This is a genomic window from Veillonella sp. (genome assembly GCF_018381775.1).
Lineage (GTDB): Bacteria > Bacillota > Negativicutes > Veillonellales > Veillonellaceae > Veillonella.
The window spans coordinates 13035-33067 of record NZ_JAGZRH010000002.1; the positions used below are offsets into that span (position 1 = coordinate 13035).

Below are 20033 nucleotides of genomic sequence, written 5' to 3' on the forward strand. Positions count from 1 at the left end.
ATTAATCCTCTTTCCAAGATACATGACCAATTTCTACGCTTGGTTTTGCATTCAATGTTAAATCGCCAAATTTACCAGCTTGAGCCATATAATAGGCACGACAACCAATCATAGCAGCATTATCGGTGGACAAAATTTTATGAGGCTTGTAATAGGTAAAGCCTTCTTCCTTACACATAACCTCTAAGGCTTGTTGTAAGCCTTTATTAGCAGATACGCCTCCCGCAATGGTAATACGCGTTTCACCTAATGTATGAGCTGCATCTTTCGTTTTTTCAACTAATACATCAACAATAGCCTTTTGGAAGGACGCGGCAACATCGGCTTGGTTAATAGGTTCATTCTTTTGTTGCTTGCTATTTAAATAGTTTAATACAGCAGACTTTAAACCACTAAAACTAAATTCAAAATTACCAGGCTCACTTAAAGCCTTTGGAAATTCAATAGCATCTGGATTACCTTCAAGGGCAAGTGCATCAATATGAGGGCCACCTGGGTAAGGGAAGCCCATAACACGAGCAATTTTATCAAAGGCTTCACCCGCTGCATCATCACGAGTCTGACCAAGAATATCAAACTCTTCGTACCCTTTTACATGAACTAGCATAGTATGACCACCAGATACGACGAGGCTCAAAAATGGAGGTTCTAATTCTGGATTAGCTAAGAAATTAGCAAAAATATGACCTTCCATATGGTGAACTGGTACCAAAGGAATGCCTGTAGCAAAGGATAATCCCTTTGCAGCAGCTACACCAACCAATAATGCCCCTACGAGACCAGGACCATAGGTAACACCAATGTGGTCAATATCTTGTAACGTTACATTCGCATCGCGTAGCGCTTGATCTATAACAGGTATAACTTGTTCTATATGGTGACGTGATGCGATTTCTGGCACAACGCCACCAAATTTTCTATGAATCGGCACTTGGCTAGAAATAACATTAGATAAAACAGTGCGTCCATCCTTTAAGACAGAGGCTGATGTTTCATCACAGCTACTTTCCAAGGCTAATGTGTAAATACTCATTCTATTTCCTCTGAAACGAGAGACATAATATAAGCATCCTCTTTTGGCTCTGAATAATAATCTTTACGAATCCCTTTAACAGAAAACCCAAGATTTCTATACATTGCTAAGGCAGGCAAATTAGATATGCGCACCTCCAAGAAGATTTCGTGCATACCTCTCTTGAAACATTCATCTATTAATTGTTTAGTAAGTTCTGAGCCATATCCCTTACCACGAGCAGAAGGAATAATGGCAATATTTGTTATTTGTCCTTCATCATATACGAGCCAAGCACCAGCATAACCAACAATATGATTGTCTTCGCAAATAACCATATATAATTTATTATCTGCTCCTTCAAGTTCAGCAAGTACAGATTCCAAACTCCATGGAACTGAAAAGGACTGCTGTTCTATATCATAAATGACCTGGGCATCATCGATGGCCGCTAACCGAATCTCCATTATTCTGCTCCTGCCGCTTCAGTTACTATCACAGTAGGATTTTGGTTTAACATTTCAGGATTATCCTTATGTCGCTCCTCCCATAACACCTCTGCCTCAGAGCGACGAATATAGTAAGGAACCATATCCATTGGATCGCATATCTCTTCACGTTCTACCAATTCACGACCTGCTAATAGTAAAGAACTTGCCTTTGGAATACGTTGTGAAATATCTAGGACAGTCAAATTAGTATCCCTTTCCTCTAAGAGCTTTTCAATTCGCTTGATACCATCCCCTAAGAATAGGACCTCTTCCTTTGTTTCTCTAAATTTATCTAATAAATCACTAGCAGCAATAACAAATGGATCCTCTTTACATACCAGTTTGTTATTTTCATATCTATATAAACCAGCATATACATGCTTTTTCTGAGCATCAATAACAGTACAAATTGTACGATTTGTATATGAAACATTACGAGCTAAGCTGTCCATTGTCATCACACCATACAATGGAATTTGTAAGGCATAAGCCATTGCTTTTGCAGTCCCCATGCCAATACGCAATCCAGTGAAAGAACCAGGCCCGATACTAACGATAATACCTTTTAACTCATTCTTTTTTACTTGAGAGGCACGCAATAACATATCAATATGAGGTATTAGTTGCTCAGAATGAGTTAATCCAGCTTGGATAGTCAACTCACCAATAAGGTTATGTTCATCCATTAAAGCAACACTCGAAACGAGTGAGCTTGTATCAATTCCTAACCACATATGGGCCTCCTATTTCTACTAAATCACCTTCTGAAAGGTAATCACTACCTAATGTGATAGATCGGCTTGTATCATCAATGCGCGTCAAATAAATCCATAATGTTTCATCTGGTAATTCATCTGGGAATTTATCGGCCCATTCCACAATGGATACGCAATCCTCTGTATATTCGTAGAAGCCAATATTTTCAAGCTCGCTTATATCATCTAAACGATATACATCAAAATGATATAAATGTGTTCTATCCACATCATAAGTATTCATGATTGCAAAGGTAGGGCTTGTAATCTCCTCTGTAACTCCAAAGCCTTTCGCAATACCTTGGGATAGGTGCGTTTTTCCTGTCCCCAAATCACCAATTAAGGCAATACATAAAGGTTCTCCGCTTTGTTTGGCCCATCTGCCTAATAACTGTCCAAATTGTTGTGTATCTTCTACTGTATGAGTTTCTAATTGAACATGTGCCTTATGATTCATGAAAATGATTATATCCTTTCGCTTCTATGGTCTTAATCGTTTTATCCGGTGTTACCATCTGAACATGACATGGTCCAGATATAACTTCACCGATTATAGTAATGCCAGATAAATTTTCTAATTTAGGAATCAATGCTTTAGGAGCCGTGAATACTAGTTGAAAATCCTCACCACCATATAATGCATAATCCACTGGATTAGTCTGTAAATACTTAGCTAATTCATAAGTTTCTTCATGAAGTGGAATTGCTTTTTCCTCTATAACAATGGATACGTTACTAGCCGATGCAATTTCGTTTAATTCACTACCAAGGCCATCACTAATATCATTCATACTATGAATTCCCAGTTGTCTCAATTGTTGACCTAATTCAATTTGTGGATCAGGTCGTTGATGACCAACCTTCGTCATAGTATAGCCATCTAAATTATAGGATAACGCACCTAAACCAGTGGAAGCATAACCTACATAATTTGTAACGCCCACAATATCGCCAACTTGCGCACCACTACGCATAATAGCAGTGCCAGTAGGAACCTCTCCTATGATGGTAACAGTCCACACCATAGGTCCTTCCGTACGCACCGTATCTCCCCCAAGTATATTGATATGATATCTAGCACATTGATCTTTAATACCTCTATAAATTTCATCTAAAATAGCAGTATCAATATATTCAGGTGCCGCCACAGATAGCACTATTTGTCGAGGATTCCCTCCCATAGCAGCAATATCACTTAAATTAGCTGTCATGAGGCGATAGCCGACATCATATGGTTTCATATAGCGAAAGCTAAAATGAACACCTTCCACCATCGTATCTGTACTAATTAGTTGATCTGTTTCATCTGTAGCACGATACACTGCGCAATCATCACCAATCCCTGTAATTACAGTGCTCGGATCATGTATTGTATCATTTTGAATGTGGCTTATGAAATTAAATTCCCCTACATCTTTTAATTGCATCTCATCACCTGGCTTCCGATTAGTATACATATTGTATTGTAACATATATAAAAGACAACAAAAATAGCAGATAGTTGATATATCAACTATCTGCTATCAATGAGCCTAATATAATTATTTTTTAATTAGGTTTGTCATCCGTTTAACAGGATCTTTCGTATCAAAGGAACCTACAGTAGGAACCTTTTTACCATTATTAACGAAGAGAACGCCATTAATATTATCAAAGGATGTCAATGTATTTACAATGGCAGCCATTTGCAATTTAACAGTTAAGTCCCCACCATTACCTTTTACGAAAGCGTCATTCACTTCTACAGAAGCAATACCGTCCTTTACAGTAACAGATGTGATTTGAATATCCTTAGAGAATACTGGATATTTTTGTGCTCTATCAGCTTTTAACATCGCTAGAAGAGCGGCTTTAGGCGTTACTTTATCCGCCTCCATCTCAACGGTTGATTGTGTTACCCCTGAGCCATCTTCTGTTGGAACAAAGAAGGCCATCTTAACCTTTTCTTGAGATACTTTCGTTGTTTCTGCATCCTTATTGACTTTCGTCTCTTGCACAGGTTCACTTTTACCTGTTGTAGGAGCTTGATTAGGTGTACAACCTGCTACAAATGCAAGCAAGCCTACACAGAGGATCGACAGAACTTGTTTACGTAATTTCATCGATTAACCTCCAAAGTAACTAGCAATACCATTGGCAATGCGATTAGCAAAGTCTTCTTGTGTTTGAGGGGATTGCAATGCACGTTCCTCATTAGGATTGGAAATAAATCCAAGCTCTACAAGAATGGCAGGCATATTAGTATGTCTTAATACATACAAGTTGCCTTCTTGAATGCCACGGTCACCATTGAATCCTGGTACACTAGCAATTTGAGATTGTACCTTTTGTGCTAAACGAGCATCATTACCTGTTTTAGTATAGTAGTATGTTGCAATACCACCAACGCTTGGATTGTTAAATGCGTTAATATGCACGCTTATGAGCGCATCAGAATTGCTACGGTTCGCTACATTAACACGAGCGCCTAATTCATCAACACCACTTGCATTAGGACCATATACGTCTACGTCTGTAGTACGAGTCATAAGCACTTTAGCGCCACGATTTTCTAAGGCTTTTTTCAAGTACATAGAAATCGGTAGTGTAATATTTTTCTCTTGTACACCATGAGGTCCAACGGCACCAGAGTCACTACCACCATGACCTGGGTCAATAGTAATTGTCTTGCCAGATAAACCACCGCTAATAGAATACTTACCAGATCCTGTGGGCATATTTTTCGCAGGATGTGCAGAAGGAGATGGACGTTTACCATAGTAAGCAGGTTTAGCTACCACACCTTTTTTCTGTACATCTACAACGATGCGATACGGTTTCTTATTAACCGTATCTTTCTTTAAGGAAAATACCTTTACATCACTCGTATCGATAGATGAAGGTGTCTTGATTGTTACCTTCACATCTCTGCCATCCTCTGTAAGTCTAGCAGAACTAGCTATGCTAGAGTCCATATTAATATTCGCTTTAGCAGTTTTTAGCTTTGTGTTATTTAAGGTAACAGTCGTCGTTTTCCCATCTTTGCTAATCGATGCAGATGCTTTCACAGGTGCTGATAAATCCATTACCATACGAACATATGGTACAGGTGCATCAGTTCGTGTCACCCATCGAGCATCTTCAAGATTAGCTGCCTTTGCTTGAGTCAAGAATAGAGGTAAAGCCATCAAGACAGCAAGGCACATAAAAAATAGTTTACGCAATACATTCACTCCAATCTAACTGACATACGTAGTGTCCAAACCATAGAGATGAGTCGATGATATCTTTGTGAATCAAAATCTCATCGTTCCAATCTATCCATAAACTAATGTTAGATTATAGATAGATTATTTCATACAAACATGAAGATTAGTATGCCGATTATACATATTACTATATAAAGTCTTTATACAGTAAACACAAAAATCAGTTGCTTAAAATTATTTTTTGTGCTATACAATCGATGCTAACGTTCAGTTGTAATTTGCCATTCATTCCCATCCGTACTAATGTGAATACGTCCCATCGTATCTGTACGGTAAATGGCAATATTGTTCTCCTGCAAACGACGCAATGTTATATCGTGAGGATGACCATAACTATTATACATGCCATTTGAAATTAATGCACTTTCTGGTTTAATAGATTTCAAAAAATCTTCAGAGCTACTTGTGCGAGAACCGTGATGTCCTACCTTAAGAACACGAGCAAACAGTCTAGAGTTCTGCTCTTTTATGAGTTTTTTCTCTTCTTGTAATTCTGCATCACCAGTAAAGAGCATAGAGAATTTACCAAAAATTAATTTACCTACGATAGAGTTATTATTAAGATCTGGCGCCCCTTTTTTATCTGTTAAAGGTTCCGCCCATGGTGCATATACTACAAATACAGCACCGTGACCAAAATCAACTACATCTCCACTACGCAATGTGGAGCGTTGGATTTTATTTTTATCAATCCATTTCTCATAGGTTTTATACATATTATTATCAACAGAAATGCCATCATCATACACATGTTCAATGGGCATAACTTTCGCAATAGCATAGAAGCCACCCATGTGATCAGCATGTGGATGTGTAATGATAATATTTTTTAACTTAGTAACACCCATAGATTTTAGCTGAGCTACAATATTTTCACGATGCTCTATGTCACCTGTATCGATCATACTATATTCATCGCCAACCTTAAGCAGTATAGCATCCCCTTGACCGATATCTAACATATATACGTCTAAATGACCTTCAGGATTCGTTTGCTTAGTATCGATAGAATAGCCTTCATTTGTACTAGAACTAGTCTGAGATGCTGCATTAGCTACATCTTTATTCGTACATCCTGCAATAGCAAAGATTGGAATACATAGCACTAATAAAAAAGCTATAAAGCGTTGTATTTTATTTGTCATCTTATTCTCCCAATAATTCACTAATGACACAGCCTATAGAAGTACTTACATCACTAGGTGTATATCCCCAAGTTTTCGTATCACTTAGTATATCTGCACTGCGGCTATGTACATAGACCCCTAAAATGGCACTATCCTGTAAGGAATAGCCTTGGCTGATAAAGCCTGCAATGACTCCGGTTAATACATCCCCCATACCGCCAGTTCCCATACCAGCGTTTCCGATAGTATTAACATATACTGTACCATCAGGTAGTGCCACAACAGAAGGAATTCCTTTTAGAACTAGTACTACCTGATGAGCCTTAGCAAATGCTCGTGCCAATGTAATATAGTGACGTTCAATCCATTTTATAGGCAAATCAATAAGTCTACTAAATTCACCTAAATGAGGTGTCATCACGCAATATGGTAACTGTCGTTCCATCTTATATATAGACTCAACCTTACCATCTCGCAATGCATCTTTATCTACAGATCCCACATGACCTAATGCATATAACGCATCAGCATCAATGACTAGAGCACCTTCATAGCAATCAATAACATGATTTACTAAATCCGGAATATCTATTGTACGACCCAAACCGGGTCCAATAGCAACTACTTGACGGCCTTCATAAATGGAATGGTTTTCATTGATAGAGGTAACCATCACTTCTGGTATGATACGTCCTTGTACTGCCCGTTTAATTATCTCAGGAACACATAATGTAACTTTACCAGCACCACTATGAACAGCAGCTTCTGCACTTAACATAGGGGCTCCCACCATATCACTAGAGCCACCAACAATTAGGGTATTTCCATTTACTCCTTTATGAGCCATTGGAACTCGATAATTAATCAGTGTTTCTGCTAAATCTGAATCAATAGTTATAGTGCTATCACGATTAACTAATACTTGCTGCCAAGGAGCTCCTAAAGGGGCAACAATAACTGTTCCTCCTATAGCCTTGCCAGGATACAACAATAAACCTTGTTTTATAGCACCAAAGGTTACCGTATAATCATAAGACAATGTGCCCTCTGAGATTTGACCAGAAGTTGCATCAACACCTGCAGGTACATCAATAGCCCACAAATCAAAATTATATTGACTACGCATAGTATCAATAACGTGCAATATATCTATTGTGGTATCTCGAAGACGTCCAGCTAACCCTGTTCCCATAATGCCTTCTACAACTATAGCTACATTTGACCAATCATTAAAATCATCAAACATATCAATGATACAGCCCATTGCTTCACATCTCTTGAGTTGAACTGCAAAAAGGTCGCTACATTTGCTCGTATCACCTACTAGTGCAATTTGTACAGGTACACCTTGCTCTAAAAGATGACGAGCTGCTACAAGGCCATCTGCCCCATTATTACCTGTGCCACAGATAAATAGTACAAAACTATTGATAGAACGTGCATTATCTAAGGAAAACAAGTCATATTGTCCCCACAAAGCATCCACAATGCCACGTCCTGCATTTTCCATTAAAATTTCTAAAGAGACACCTAATTGCTTAGGTACTTCTTGATCTATATATCGAGCATCTTCAGTTGTTAATATTTGCATCTTATGCTCCTTCAAGTATAACTGTACTCATTGCATATGCTTTGCAATGACTAATCGACACATGTGTATCCGTATAGCCTAATGTTTCATAAATATCTTTAAAAGTATCTTGTAAACGAATTAAGGGAGCCCCTAATTCATCATGACCGATTTCTATATCTTGCCAAGATCCATGACGCATTCCCGTACCTAATGCTTTAATGAAAGCCTCTTTAGCGGCATATATACCGGCATAAGACTCGTAACGCCCCTTATTTCGACTTTCACAGTAATCAATCTCATGAGGCGTATATACACGGTCGCGAAATGATTGAGATTTCTCTAAAGCTTGACGGATGCGGTCAATTTCTATAATATCATTCCCTAATTTCATAATAACTCCTAAATTACCCTAACATATATATTATACACTCTTAAAGTGGATAAAAACATAGATAAAATCTAGGCATTTACAGAGAATGGCAATGTGGCTAGACTGTAAATTTCTACCTTACCTTTACGGTTAACCGCCACGTACATCTGACCATTACGGTAATCCATATCCTCTACTTCCATTCCTGAAGTATAAGGACTTATATTCTTTACTATGCCTTCATTATCGACGAAAACGAAGGTCGTTAAGGTTGTAAAAATAGTGTTACCATTAGCAGCATAAGCACCATTATTATTTAAGTCGGTATGCTCTGCATCAATCTTATACGTTTTTACCTTATTAAAATTTGAATCATAGTAGTTAATAGTACGATGAGAATTTGTTAAAGGCACAATCGACACATATTCATTACGGTCTTTATCAAAGGCAAAATTAAATACCTTTTCTTTCAATTTAATAGGCGCTTCAACAATCATACTATCCGCCTCTATAGGCGTAACAATAAATCCATCTACAACAGCATTAGTAGTATAGTAGCGATTGTTATTCGGATTATAGGTTAACGTATTCATATGACCTAATAAACGTTTTTGACTATATTCATACTTAGCAACCACTTGCAACGTTGTGGGATTAATTTCATAAATAATTTGCTTTGTATTATCAGCATTTATACATGCGAGGACAAATACATCTTTTTTTGAGTTATAACAAAAGCCTTGGCACTGATTAACAGAACTATCTAATGGTATCTCCGCCAATCGTGTTAACGGCAAAGGTATTTGGACCGCACTTACAGGTTGTGCAAGCTTTGGTATATCAAAGACATTAGCAATATAATCAATCACACCTTGATCCATATTATCACCTCAATCAAACAAAAATGTATATAATCGTATATTAATTCATAAATATAAATATATAAAAAATAGGCGGTAAGACAAAAGTCTTACCGCCTAAAGTTGGTGCCGGAGGTGGGACTTGAACCCACACGGTGTTACCCGCTTGATTTTGAGTCAAGTGCGTCTGCCATTCCGCCACTCCGGCGTCTCGGAACATTTGTTATTATACAGATATCCCAAAACAATGTCAACACATTTTTTATATTTTATCTAAAATATTTTGAACCGTCTCCATACCGATGTCACATTGTTGCTTCCACGTAAGAGCTACACCTGTTATATAGCCTTTACGAGCATATTCCACATCAGTAGGAACACTTTCAGCACCATAATCTAGCTCGCCTGCCAACCAATAGTAATCCTGCCCTCTTGAGTTAATGCGAGCATCAATAATATTGCTATAAGTTTGTAAACCTTGGCTAACCATTTTAAAATGATCCCAATCACATACGCCACGTAACGGAAAGTTCACATTTAATAGGCCATCAAAATTCCCTTTCACATAAATTTTTTCTATCAATTCATGGATAAAGGGATGCATTTCATCCCCTCGTTCAGGAGAATATCGTTCCACAGATAATGCTAACCCTGGAATGCCATAAAAACAACTTTCCATAGCAGCAGATACAGTACCAGAATATAGCACATCTGAGCCCAGATTAAAGCCATGGTTAATACCTGAAATCACAAGATCAGGCATATCATCACTCAATAAATAACTAAGGCCAAACTTCATGCAATCAGAAGGAGTTCCCGTTAGAGCATAAAGGCGAGGATTTTCATCCTCGCCATTGTACGCGTCTAATTTTAAAGGAATCTCAGTCGTCAATGCATGGGATTTAGCACTTTGCTCATTTGCAGGTGCTACAACGGTAACTCGATAATATTGACTTAAGTACGATGCAAGACGGCGTAAACCATCTGCTAAAATACCATCATCATTACACATTAAAATATGCATAGTCACTCCTACAGATTCTATTTTTTATTCTTATTCATATTGCCCATACGTGTTAATTTCACGTCATTCAAACCAACAGCTCGCGTATGAACTGTATGAGACCATTCCTTATTATGACGACGGAACCAACCTAAAATATTTACAGGAACCCAAGAGTATACAAAAATTGGATATAACAAATAGTAGAACCAAATTTTAGGTGGAACTTTAATTTTTAACAACACAATAAGTGGGAACAAATATTGACCAATACCGATAATTTGCCATACAGACATCGGCATAATTTGATATAAAATATTTGTATAAATAGGCACATATGCATTGATATATGAAAATACTAAATATATAGTTGTCAACAACAAGAAATAAGGCTGACTAACTTGTAAAATGCCATCTAGGATAACGATATTTCCTTGTTTAATACCTGCGGCAAATAATTTAGGAATATATCGATCCGCACAGTCAAATTGACCTTGTGCCCAACGTAAACGTTGTTTACAAGAAGCCATCATAGTCGTAACTTTTTCATCATACACAATGGCATCGTGAGCCCAAGTAGTTTTAAGACCATGTGTTAATAGCTTCATAGAGAATTCCATATCCTCAGTCAAGCTATTACAATCCCAGCCATATTCACGGATGATAGATGTGCGTATACACATACCAGTACCACCTAGTGCTGTGGACAAGCCAATGCGGTATTTTGCTAAATGCCACATATGATTAACCATCCAAAACATGATGGAAAATGTACCCGCAACCCAAGAGTCTGTTGGGTTTTTAGAGTTCAAATAACCTTGAATTACAGACTCACCTTTTTCAAGATGATCATTCATTTCTAACATAAATTGAGGATGTACTAAATTATCGGCATCAAAGATAAGAAAGGCATCATATTTCCGATCCATTTTTTCCACACGATCAAACATCCACCCCATGGCATAGCCTTTGCCTACTTCTTCTTTATTGAATCGTTCATGTACATTGGCACCAGCGGCACTTGCTACCTCAGCAGTCTTATCTGTACAGTTATCGGCAACAACAAAGATATCGTACAACTCATCAGGATAGTCCAAACTACGTAAGTTTTTTACTAACTCACCAACTACGGCTTCCTCATTATGAGCACACACAACGATAGCAAAGGAATTTTTAGGGGTATAGTTTTTATGTACTCGAGACCGCCACATACCAATTACGGCGAGCACAAAATAATAAACCGTATAAATTACGATTATTACCTGCATAGGGATCAATATCAGATCCAGTAGGTAATTCATACTATTATCCTCCACACACTTATTTACGCACTATATTTAACGCCCCATTAACAAGGCCAAATACTACATAACCAGCAAAGATCATTACTGCCCATGTATGCCAATCATATACGAGACAAGCTATGACAAAAATAGCAGTTAGTACAATGGAAAGTTTATTAATATAGATTGCAGTTTTACCTTTGAAGTCTGGGTATTTTACTTCACTAACCATTAAGAAGCCTACACCAATCATGCAAACTACTAATACAAATTGAGGAACCTCTACACCACTCAATACGTAGGTAGCTGCCAAGCAACCTGCAGCCGGAATTGGCAATCCTTCAAAGTAACCATGAACTTCTTCGGTTTTAATGTTAAAGCGAGCAAGACGGAATGCGCCCAATACAGCAAATACTAATAATGGTACATAGGCAATCCATCCCAAACCATAAAGCTCTTTCATATATAACATATAAGCTGGTGCTACACCAAAGCCTACAACATCTGATAAAGAGTCTAATTCACGACCCATAGGTCCTGCCACACCTAAAGCTCTTGCTACACGACCATCTAAACCATCAGCAACTAAGGACAATAGTACGCAGATAGCAGCATAGAAGGTATTCCCTGTGGCAGAGAATGTGATACCTAGAACACCAAAAGCTAAATTAGCACTGGTAAACAAATTTGGAATAATAGATTTATTCATGACGTAACCTCCCGATAACAGTGTCTCCACCTGTAATATGTTGACCTTTTTCCACGAACAACTCTACATCCTTATCCATGTAGATTTCAGTACAAGAACCGAATTTAATCATCCCGTACAATTGGCCGCGTTCAAGCACGCTATCAAGGTCTGTCCAAGATACGATACGACGCGCTAAAAGGCCTGCAATTTGTGTTACCAATACGGAAGTGCGATCATTTTCAATACAAATAGTATGACGTTCATTTTCAAAACCTACACTATCTTTAAAAGCAGGCAAGAAACTGCCCATTGTGTAGTGACGGTATGTAATTTTACCATCAATAGGCGCACGATTAGCATGTACGTCAAAAACAGATAGGAAAATAGTTACTTTTTTACACTCTTTATGTAAGTAAATATCTTCGTATACATCAGAAATATCCATAATTTTACCATCCGCTGGAGATAAAATTAAATCTGGATCTTGAGGGATTACACGTTTAGGATTTCTAAAGAAATTGACGAAAAATAATGCCAGAATAAATGAAATAATCGCAATTACATAATGTCCTAAAAATCCTAATACCACCGCGATAATGAGCATAGCCCCTATCAGTGGAAACCCTTCCTTAATTATTGGTCCTGTAGGCACGATTCAACACTCCTCTATTTATTTCTAATAACGGTCCACATAAACTTCGGAATAGCCAACATGCGGCCAATCCGTTGAGGTTCTAAATATAATCGATACAACCATTCGAGACGATTGCGTTGCATCCATTCTGGAGCCCGAGGAATATTACCTGCCAAGACATCAAAGGAACCACCTATGCCGATAGCAACAATGCCATCCAAGTGACTCAATTTTTCTGAAATCCATTGTTCTTGCTTTGGTACGCCTAAGGCAACAAAGACTAATTTTGCCTTAGACTCCCCAATAGCTTTAACGATTTCTTGTTCCTCTGTGCTATCGAAGAATCCATCATGAATCCCTGCTATATTTAACGGTCCAACTTGGGCAGATAAATTATCAATTGCTCGTTGAGCAACACCAGGAGCTGCCCCTAAGCAGTATACAGGAATTTGCCGTTCAGCCGCAACTTTAAATAATCGTTTAGTTACGTCTACACCAGTTACGCGTTCAGGAACATGTTCACCTTGACGCTCTGCAGCCCACAAAATGCCAGCCCCGTCAGGAACGACGAGACTAGCATTATTCAATATGGTGTGCAATGTAGGATTTTCATTTGCCAACATAACCATTTCTGCATTAGCCGTGGCTACTAAATGTAGTCCCGGCTCGTCAGTTAATTGTAAAATACGTTGGACAGCCTCATCCATTGTTACACAATCGATAGGCACAGATAAAACAGAAATACGTTTATTCAATGTAATACTCCATTATCAACCACTATAATTTGGTGCTTCAACGGTAATGCTTACATCATGCGGATGACTTTCTTTTAAACCAGCCGCTGTAATTTGAATGAATTGAGTATTTTCAATCATTTCTTGGATGTTATGACATCCGCAATACCCCATACTTGCACGCAAACCACCAACCATTTGGAAAATTGTATCAGCCAACATACCTTTATAAGGCACACGACCTTCAATACCTTCAGGAACTAATTTCTTAGCTTCTGTTTGGAAATATCGATCTTTACTACCAAGTTTCATAGCACCTAGACTACCCATGCCACGGTATACTTTATAAGAACGACCTTGGTAAATCACTGTTTCTCCTGGACTTTCATCAGTACCGGCTAAAATATTCCCCATCATGACTACATTAGCACCAGCAGCAATAGCCTTAGCAATATCGCCAGAATATTTAATACCCCCATCAGCGATGATAGGAATGCCATAGCGACGACCTACTTGAGCAGACTCGTAAACAGCAGTAATTTGAGGTACTCCAATACCTGCAATAACGCGAGTTGTACAAATAGAACCAGGTCCAATACCAACCTTAACAGCATCAGCACCAGCTTCAATAAGAGCCTCTGTACCAGCTGCAGTAGCAACATTACCTGCAATAACAGGAATATGTGGATAGGCTTGTTTAATTTCTTTCAATGTACGTAGTACACCTGCAGAATGCCCATGTGCTGTATCTACAATAATTACATCAGCCTTTGCAGATACAAGTGCATCAAGACGATCATATAAATCTTTAGACACACCAACAGCAGCACCAACTAATAGGCGGCCACTACTATCTTTAGCTGAATTTGGATATTTTGTCGCTTTTTCAATATCTTTTATAGTAATTAATCCTTTTAAGTTTCCATCATCATCTACAAGAGGTAATTTTTCAATGCGATGTTTACTTAAAATTGCTTTCGCCTCTTCAAGAGATGTACCTTCTGGTGCAGTAACAAGGGAATCCTTTGTCATGCAGTCTCCGATTTGGCGAGTTAAATCAGTTTCAAAACGCATATCGCGATTTGTAATGATCCCTACTAGTTTACCATGTTCTGTGATAGGTACACCAGAAATTTTATATTTTTCCATAATTTCTGCTGCATCAGATAGTAAATTTTGAGGGCTTAAGAAAATAGGATCGACGATAACACCATGTTCAGAGCGTTTTACCTTATCAACTTCATGGGCTTGTTCTTCAATAGACATATTTTTATGGATAACACCAAGGCCACCTTCACGAGCCATAGCAATAGCCATACGGGATTCAGTAACTGTATCCATCCCAGAACTAATCATAGGGATATTCAATGTAATGTCACGAGTTAGTTGAGTTTTTAACTCTACTTGATGTGGTAGTACATCAGAAGCCGCTGGTACTAACAAAACATCATCAAAAGTTAGTCCACGCATACCGAATTTATCGTCTCTCATATTTAATTCCTTTCCGTATAATAAAACAAAACTACGACCCGCCTAGTCCATCTGGACTAGGCGGTCAGTCGTAGCTTAGCGTTCAGACCGCAAAATGCCGCCTTCCATATAATCATCTTTTTTCATATCTACGAAGATAATCTTTACTGCGTCAGCAGGTACATTAACGATATCAACCGCAGCTTTAGTGATAGCTTCACCTAATTGTTTTTTTTGTTCTTTTGTGCGCCCTTCAACGAGCTCTACATGAATAAGTGGCATATTGACCTCCATAGATGAAAATGAAATAAATTTGTTTGTTCTATTATACGGTATGAGGAACAGATACACAAGGGAAAAACCCAGATAAAATCTAATATTATCGCTACTTATGTACTTATTATTCCTACCTCTTAATTATACAATATTCTAAGAAATTTTTCACCAAATCTTTTTTCTAATTCTTCTTTCATTACAGATTCAAGTTTTTCCATTCCATAATTATTTGCAAAATCTAATACATCCTTGCGAGCCTGTACCAATATTTCAATATCTTTAATAATATTGGCAACCCGTAAATCAGGTAATCCCGATTGAGCTAAGCCAAATAATTGACCGGACCCACGCAACAATAAGTCTTGTTCGGCTAGTTCAAAACCATCCTGTGTTTGCTCCATCAATTTTAAACGCTCTTGGCTCACATCATTTTTTGAGTCACTTACAAGAATACAATAGGATTGATGAGATCCACGACCTACACGGCCACGTAACTGATGCAATTGAGATAGGCCAAAACGTTCTGCCCCTTCAATGCACATAATGGTCGCATTAGGCACATTAACACCAACTTCGATAACGGTTGTAGAAACGAGTAGTGAAATCTCACCCTTATGAAAGGCATTCATCACTTCATCCTTTTCACTTGGTTTCATGCGCCCGTGTACAAGACCAACTTCATAAGCCTTGTAAAAGTACTCTTTTAACTCCAGATACAATTCCTCAGCAGCTTGTAAATCTAACTTTTCAGATTCTTCAACAAGTGGGCATACTACATAAACTTGACGACCTTCTGCCATCTCCTTGCCAAAGAATGTTCTTAATCGTTCCTTATACGAACTATCTACAGCATAGGTTTTGACAGGTTTGCGTCCCGGTGGCATTTCTTTGATCAAGGATACGGCCAAATCACCATATACAGATAATGTCATGGTTCGAGGAATCGGGGTCGCCGTCATAATAAGTACGTGAGGATATGTACCCTTCTGTTGCAACCGAGCCCGTTGCTCTACACCAAAGCGATGTTGTTCGTCAATAATAACGAGTCCTAAGTTGTGGAAGTTAACACCTTCTTGAATAAGAGCATGGGTGCCAATAATCATATGAATGGATCCATCAGCTAACCCTTCATAGATTCGTTCTTTTTCTTTTTTTGTAGTAGAACCCGTTAATAGCTCTATGGTAATACCTAAGTTACCGCACACCTCTGTTATACCTTCGTAATGTTGTGCCGCCAAAATCTCCGTTGGAGCCATTAACGCCCCTTGGTATCCATTCTCAATGGCTTTTAACAAACTCAACGTAGCTACGACAGTTTTACCAGAGCCTACATCACCTTGTAACAACCGTTGCATAGGGCGTTCATCTTCCATATCGATACGAATATCCTCTAATGCACGTTGTTGATCACCCGTCAAAGAGAATGGTAGATTTTCGATACATTTAGCCATTAACTTTCCATTAGGTCCCATTTTCGGACCTTTATGACATTGTTCTTTATTTCGTAACAATGCCAATCCAGATTGCATGACAAATAACTCCTCATAAGCTAGTTGATGACGCGCCTCTTCATATCGCGCTGAAGACTCTGGGAAATGCATCATTTTAAATGCATCATAACGACTCATATATTGATGTGCTTCACGAACTTCAGCAGGCAAAATCTCTGGCAACTCATGATTTGCACCGAACCAATTACGTACCGATGAGCGCACCACAAACTGAGATACTCCATCTGCAAGGGCATAAATAGGCACGATACCACGATCAGGCTCTACACCTTCTCCCAAATTTTCTATTTGGGGTGTATTCATTTGCATAGAGCCATATTGGAACTCTGCTTTACCATATGCATATAGACGCTGTCCTTTTTTATAAAAGTTCTTCTTATACCCTTGGTTAAATAGCACAATCTTTAAAGGACCTGTACCATCTGCAATGACTACTTCTAAAATAGACAATCGGGGACGAGGTCGTTTTTCTTGTACAGCAATAACATTCCCAACTACGCCACCAGTCATGCCAGATTTTAAATCACCAATTCTATAAATCGTACGGCGGTCTTCATAGGTTCTTGGGAAATACGTTAACAAGGATGTTATATTGGTAATTCCCAACTTATGTAATTGTTTCTCTCGACCAGGACCTATCCCCTTTATGGTCGTCAACCGTTCATCCATAGAAACTCCTTTAAATATACGATAAACACATGAGATATATCCAATTTCTGTATATCCTTGTGTAAAAGCCCACTCATATCATAGAATATGATATATAGTATACCTTATATTGTAGTATATTTCATAAAAAGAGCAATATGTACGATAAAAACACTTGCTTTACGCTACTCTTTATGATAATATACTTTTGTTATGTTATAGATTAAGCTTGGAGGTGGAAACTATGGCAAACCTTTGCGAAGTATGTGGCAAATCCACATCTAGCGGTATGAACGTGAGTCACTCTCACATTCGCACAAGAAAAACTTGGAAACCGAACATTCAAAGAGTACGGGCGGTTGTAGACGGTGCTACTAAAAAAGTAAACGTATGCACTCGCTGCCTTCGTTCTAATAAAATTACACGCGCGTAAAATAAAAAGTACATGTACTCTTTGGGGTTCTAGAGCCCCAAAAAAAGCAGTTAGTTCATTCGAACTAACTGCTTTTTTTGTTACCGATGTACCTATTACTAAAAGTTACAAGGTAATATTTGGAATGTAATACTGTTTAAATAGCTTAATAGCATATTGATCTGTTAAGCCTGCTACATAATCCACCACATCACGGGTAGAATAAAACTCTCTTGTACTTTCACAGCCCTCCATATCGTCAGGATGCTCCATAAAGTGAGTAAATAAGTTTTTCACCACATGAGATGCCTTATTTCGATCTGGAATTAAAGCTGGCGCCAAATAAACATTTTTAAACATAAATTGACGGAATAGATTCATGGTCATCTCTATATCACTAGACATAGAAATAACAGGTTTATCTAAAGACTCTCGCACCATATCTTCAACCATAGCGGTAATCATACTAGAAGGAGTCATTCCAAAGTGTTCACGCACTTCAAAAGGTAACTCCTCAGCCGTCAACATACCAGCGCGCTGTGCATCATCAAAATCATGACACAAATAGGCAATGCGGTCTACAATACGAATAATTTGACCTTCCAAAGTGATCGGGATATGGGCCCCTGTATGACCTACGATGCCATCACGTACAGCAGTGGTTAAATTAAGACCTTGATGGTCGCCATGCTTTTCTAAAACCTCAACCATACGCAAGCTTTGTTCATTATGATTAAAGTGACCAACCATATCACGCAACGCATATTCACCGACGTGACCAAATGGGGTATGTCCCACATCATGACCCATAGCGATAGCTTCTACTAAATCTTCATTTAGTCGCAACGCACGAGCCACTGTACGACCTATTTGTCCTACCTCAAGGGTATGGGTCATACGCGTACGATAATGGTCACCTGGCGCAATATAAACTTGTGTCTTATGCTTTAACCGTCTAAAACATTTACTGTGAATAATGCGGTCCCGATCACGTTGAAAAGCAGTTCTAAGTGGATCGGGTGCTTCCTCTAAATCACGGATGGCATCGCGGCTTTTTGCAGCATAAGGAGAGAGGAGTAATGCCTCCCTCTCCTCTATTTGTTCCCGTATATTCATTTACCCTCCGATGCACGGTTTTTATCGATCAATTGCATAACTAGAGATGCTGTTTCTTCAATAGATTTATTAGAAACATCTAGCACTTGGCAATGTAAACGACGCATAATAGCTTTTGCATATTCTAATTCAGATTGAATACGCTCAATAGAAGCATAATTTGCTTCGTCTTCAAGACCGATAGCACGCAAACGTTCACTACGAATATTATTTAACTTAAATGGGTCGATAATAAGGCCTACTATTTTCTTTGCTGGAATTTTAAATAATTCTTCTGGCAATGGTACCTCTGGCACCAATGGCAAGTTAGCAGCTTTAATCTTTTTGTATGCCAAGAACATAGATAATGGCGTCTTACTTGTTCTAGATACACCAATAATAACTACATCGGCCTTTTCAAAGCCAGATGGGTTTTTACCATCATCATATTTTACGGCAAATTCAATAGCTTCAACCTTTTTAAAATATTCTTGGTCAAGCTTATGAACCATGCCAGCTGTCATACGAGGTTTTGTAGTTGCTACAGTACCTACTGCATCGAGAACTGGGCCCATAATATCTACAGCAGGAATATTGTATTCTGCTACTTTTTCATGAAGATATTTGCGCAAAGACTCAGATACGATGGTATGACAAATAACATGATTACCACGTTTTGCATCTGCTATAATTTCATCAATTTGGCTTTCACTATCAATATAAGGAATACGAACAATTTCAATTTGTTCCTTATCATATTGACTCGCCGTAGCTCTTGCTACAGCCTCTGCGGTCTCCCCAAGGGAGTCCGATATTGCATAAATAATTTTTTCTGCCATT

General features: G+C 38.3%; 22 protein-coding genes and 1 tRNA gene. 1 reads left to right on the top strand and 22 read right to left on the bottom strand.

The window, feature by feature from the left end:
• Position 1 precedes the first annotated feature (1 nt).
• The 20 genes from tsaD to recG form a co-directional block, all read right to left on the bottom strand.
• Complete coding sequence (tsaD, locus tag KH109_RS01290; RefSeq protein ID WP_024066579.1) at positions 2-1033, bottom strand: tRNA (adenosine(37)-N6)-threonylcarbamoyltransferase complex transferase subunit TsaD; 1032 nt, start codon at positions 1031-1033, stop codon at positions 2-4.
• Positions 1030-1479, bottom strand: a complete 450-nt coding sequence (gene rimI / locus KH109_RS01295) for a ribosomal protein S18-alanine N-acetyltransferase (RefSeq protein ID WP_024066578.1) — start codon at positions 1477-1479, stop codon at positions 1030-1032. The genes tsaD and rimI overlap by 4 nt, the downstream gene beginning before the upstream one ends.
• Complete coding sequence (gene tsaB / locus KH109_RS01300; RefSeq protein WP_295214941.1) at positions 1479-2237, bottom strand: tRNA (adenosine(37)-N6)-threonylcarbamoyltransferase complex dimerization subunit type 1 TsaB; 759 nt, start codon at positions 2235-2237, stop codon at positions 1479-1481. The genes rimI and tsaB overlap by 1 nt, the downstream gene beginning before the upstream one ends.
• Complete coding sequence (gene tsaE, locus KH109_RS01305) at positions 2221-2715, bottom strand: tRNA (adenosine(37)-N6)-threonylcarbamoyltransferase complex ATPase subunit type 1 TsaE (protein ID WP_024066576.1); 495 nt, start codon at positions 2713-2715, stop codon at positions 2221-2223. The genes tsaB and tsaE overlap by 17 nt, the downstream gene beginning before the upstream one ends.
• Positions 2705-3685: a thiamine-phosphate kinase gene (thiL, locus tag KH109_RS01310; protein WP_295214943.1), complete on the bottom strand. Its 981-nt coding sequence runs from the start codon at positions 3683-3685 to the stop codon at positions 2705-2707. The genes tsaE and thiL overlap by 11 nt, the downstream gene beginning before the upstream one ends.
• Before the next feature lie 114 nt (positions 3686-3799).
• Positions 3800-4360 carry a GerMN domain-containing protein gene (locus KH109_RS01315; protein WP_156718963.1) on the bottom strand — a complete coding sequence of 187 codons (561 nt, stop codon included), beginning with the start codon at positions 4358-4360 and terminating at the stop codon, positions 3800-3802.
• Positions 4361-4363: 3 nt separating this feature from the next.
• Positions 4364-5461, bottom strand: a complete 1098-nt coding sequence (locus tag KH109_RS01320) for an N-acetylmuramoyl-L-alanine amidase (protein ID WP_295214945.1) — start codon at positions 5459-5461, stop codon at positions 4364-4366.
• A gap of 245 nt (positions 5462-5706) precedes the next feature.
• Positions 5707-6651, bottom strand: a complete 945-nt coding sequence (locus tag KH109_RS01325) for a ComEC/Rec2 family competence protein (RefSeq protein ID WP_295214948.1) — start codon at positions 6649-6651, stop codon at positions 5707-5709.
• Position 6652: 1 nt separating this feature from the next.
• Positions 6653-8224 carry an NAD(P)H-hydrate dehydratase gene (locus tag KH109_RS01330; RefSeq protein WP_295214951.1) on the bottom strand — a complete coding sequence of 524 codons (1572 nt, stop codon included), beginning with the start codon at positions 8222-8224 and terminating at the stop codon, positions 6653-6655.
• Position 8225: 1 nt separating this feature from the next.
• The gene (gene acpS, locus KH109_RS01335; protein ID WP_024066570.1) at positions 8226-8597 is read right to left on the bottom strand and encodes a holo-ACP synthase; all 372 of its coding nucleotides are present in this window, start codon (positions 8595-8597) and stop codon (positions 8226-8228) included.
• A 68-nt stretch (positions 8598-8665) separates the two neighbouring features.
• Positions 8666-9457 carry a hypothetical protein gene (locus tag KH109_RS01340; protein WP_295214955.1) on the bottom strand — a complete coding sequence of 264 codons (792 nt, stop codon included), beginning with the start codon at positions 9455-9457 and terminating at the stop codon, positions 8666-8668.
• Between the two features lie 103 nt (positions 9458-9560).
• Positions 9561-9644: transfer RNA gene (locus tag KH109_RS01345), tRNA-Leu, on the bottom strand.
• 54 nt (positions 9645-9698) lie between these two features.
• Positions 9699-10460, bottom strand: coding sequence for a 5'/3'-nucleotidase SurE (surE, locus tag KH109_RS01350; RefSeq protein WP_295214958.1), 762 nt, complete (start codon positions 10458-10460; stop codon positions 9699-9701).
• Positions 10461-10477: 17 nt separating this feature from the next.
• Positions 10478-11740 (bottom strand): glycosyltransferase family 2 protein, encoded by a 1263-nt coding sequence (locus KH109_RS01355; protein WP_105085711.1) that lies wholly within the window; start codon positions 11738-11740, stop codon positions 10478-10480.
• A 19-nt stretch (positions 11741-11759) separates the two neighbouring features.
• Complete coding sequence (pssA, locus tag KH109_RS01360) at positions 11760-12431, bottom strand: CDP-diacylglycerol--serine O-phosphatidyltransferase (protein WP_024066566.1); 672 nt, start codon at positions 12429-12431, stop codon at positions 11760-11762.
• Positions 12424-13065, bottom strand: a complete 642-nt coding sequence (locus KH109_RS01365) for a phosphatidylserine decarboxylase family protein (protein WP_060924257.1) — start codon at positions 13063-13065, stop codon at positions 12424-12426. Before KH109_RS01365 ends, pssA begins: the two co-directional genes overlap by 8 nt.
• Positions 13066-13079: 14 nt before the next feature.
• A complete protein-coding gene (locus KH109_RS01370) occupies positions 13080-13802 on the bottom strand; it encodes a WecB/TagA/CpsF family glycosyltransferase (RefSeq protein ID WP_295214965.1) in 723 nt (240 codons plus the stop codon).
• Between the two features lie 15 nt (positions 13803-13817).
• Positions 13818-15272, bottom strand: coding sequence for an IMP dehydrogenase (guaB, locus tag KH109_RS01375; RefSeq protein ID WP_295214968.1), 1455 nt, complete (start codon positions 15270-15272; stop codon positions 13818-13820).
• 75 nt (positions 15273-15347) lie between these two features.
• Positions 15348-15533 carry a 4-oxalocrotonate tautomerase gene (locus KH109_RS01380; protein WP_060924254.1) on the bottom strand — a complete coding sequence of 62 codons (186 nt, stop codon included), beginning with the start codon at positions 15531-15533 and terminating at the stop codon, positions 15348-15350.
• Positions 15534-15664: 131 nt separating this feature from the next.
• Positions 15665-17707 (bottom strand): ATP-dependent DNA helicase RecG, encoded by a 2043-nt coding sequence (recG, locus tag KH109_RS01385; protein WP_295214971.1) that lies wholly within the window; start codon positions 17705-17707, stop codon positions 15665-15667.
• A 223-nt stretch (positions 17708-17930) separates the two neighbouring features.
• On the opposite strand from recG, the gene rpmB reads away from it, so the two are divergent.
• Positions 17931-18119 (top strand): 50S ribosomal protein L28, encoded by a 189-nt coding sequence (gene rpmB / locus KH109_RS01390; protein ID WP_005386334.1) that lies wholly within the window; start codon positions 17931-17933, stop codon positions 18117-18119.
• A 105-nt stretch (positions 18120-18224) separates the two neighbouring features.
• On the opposite strand, the gene KH109_RS01395 is transcribed toward rpmB, so the two are convergent.
• A complete protein-coding gene (locus KH109_RS01395; RefSeq protein WP_295214974.1) occupies positions 18225-19214 on the bottom strand; it encodes a deoxyguanosinetriphosphate triphosphohydrolase in 990 nt (329 codons plus the stop codon).
• Complete coding sequence (locus KH109_RS01400; RefSeq protein WP_295214976.1) at positions 19211-20032, bottom strand: pyruvate, water dikinase regulatory protein; 822 nt, start codon at positions 20030-20032, stop codon at positions 19211-19213. Before KH109_RS01400 ends, KH109_RS01395 begins: the two co-directional genes overlap by 4 nt.
• Position 20033 lies beyond the last annotated feature (1 nt).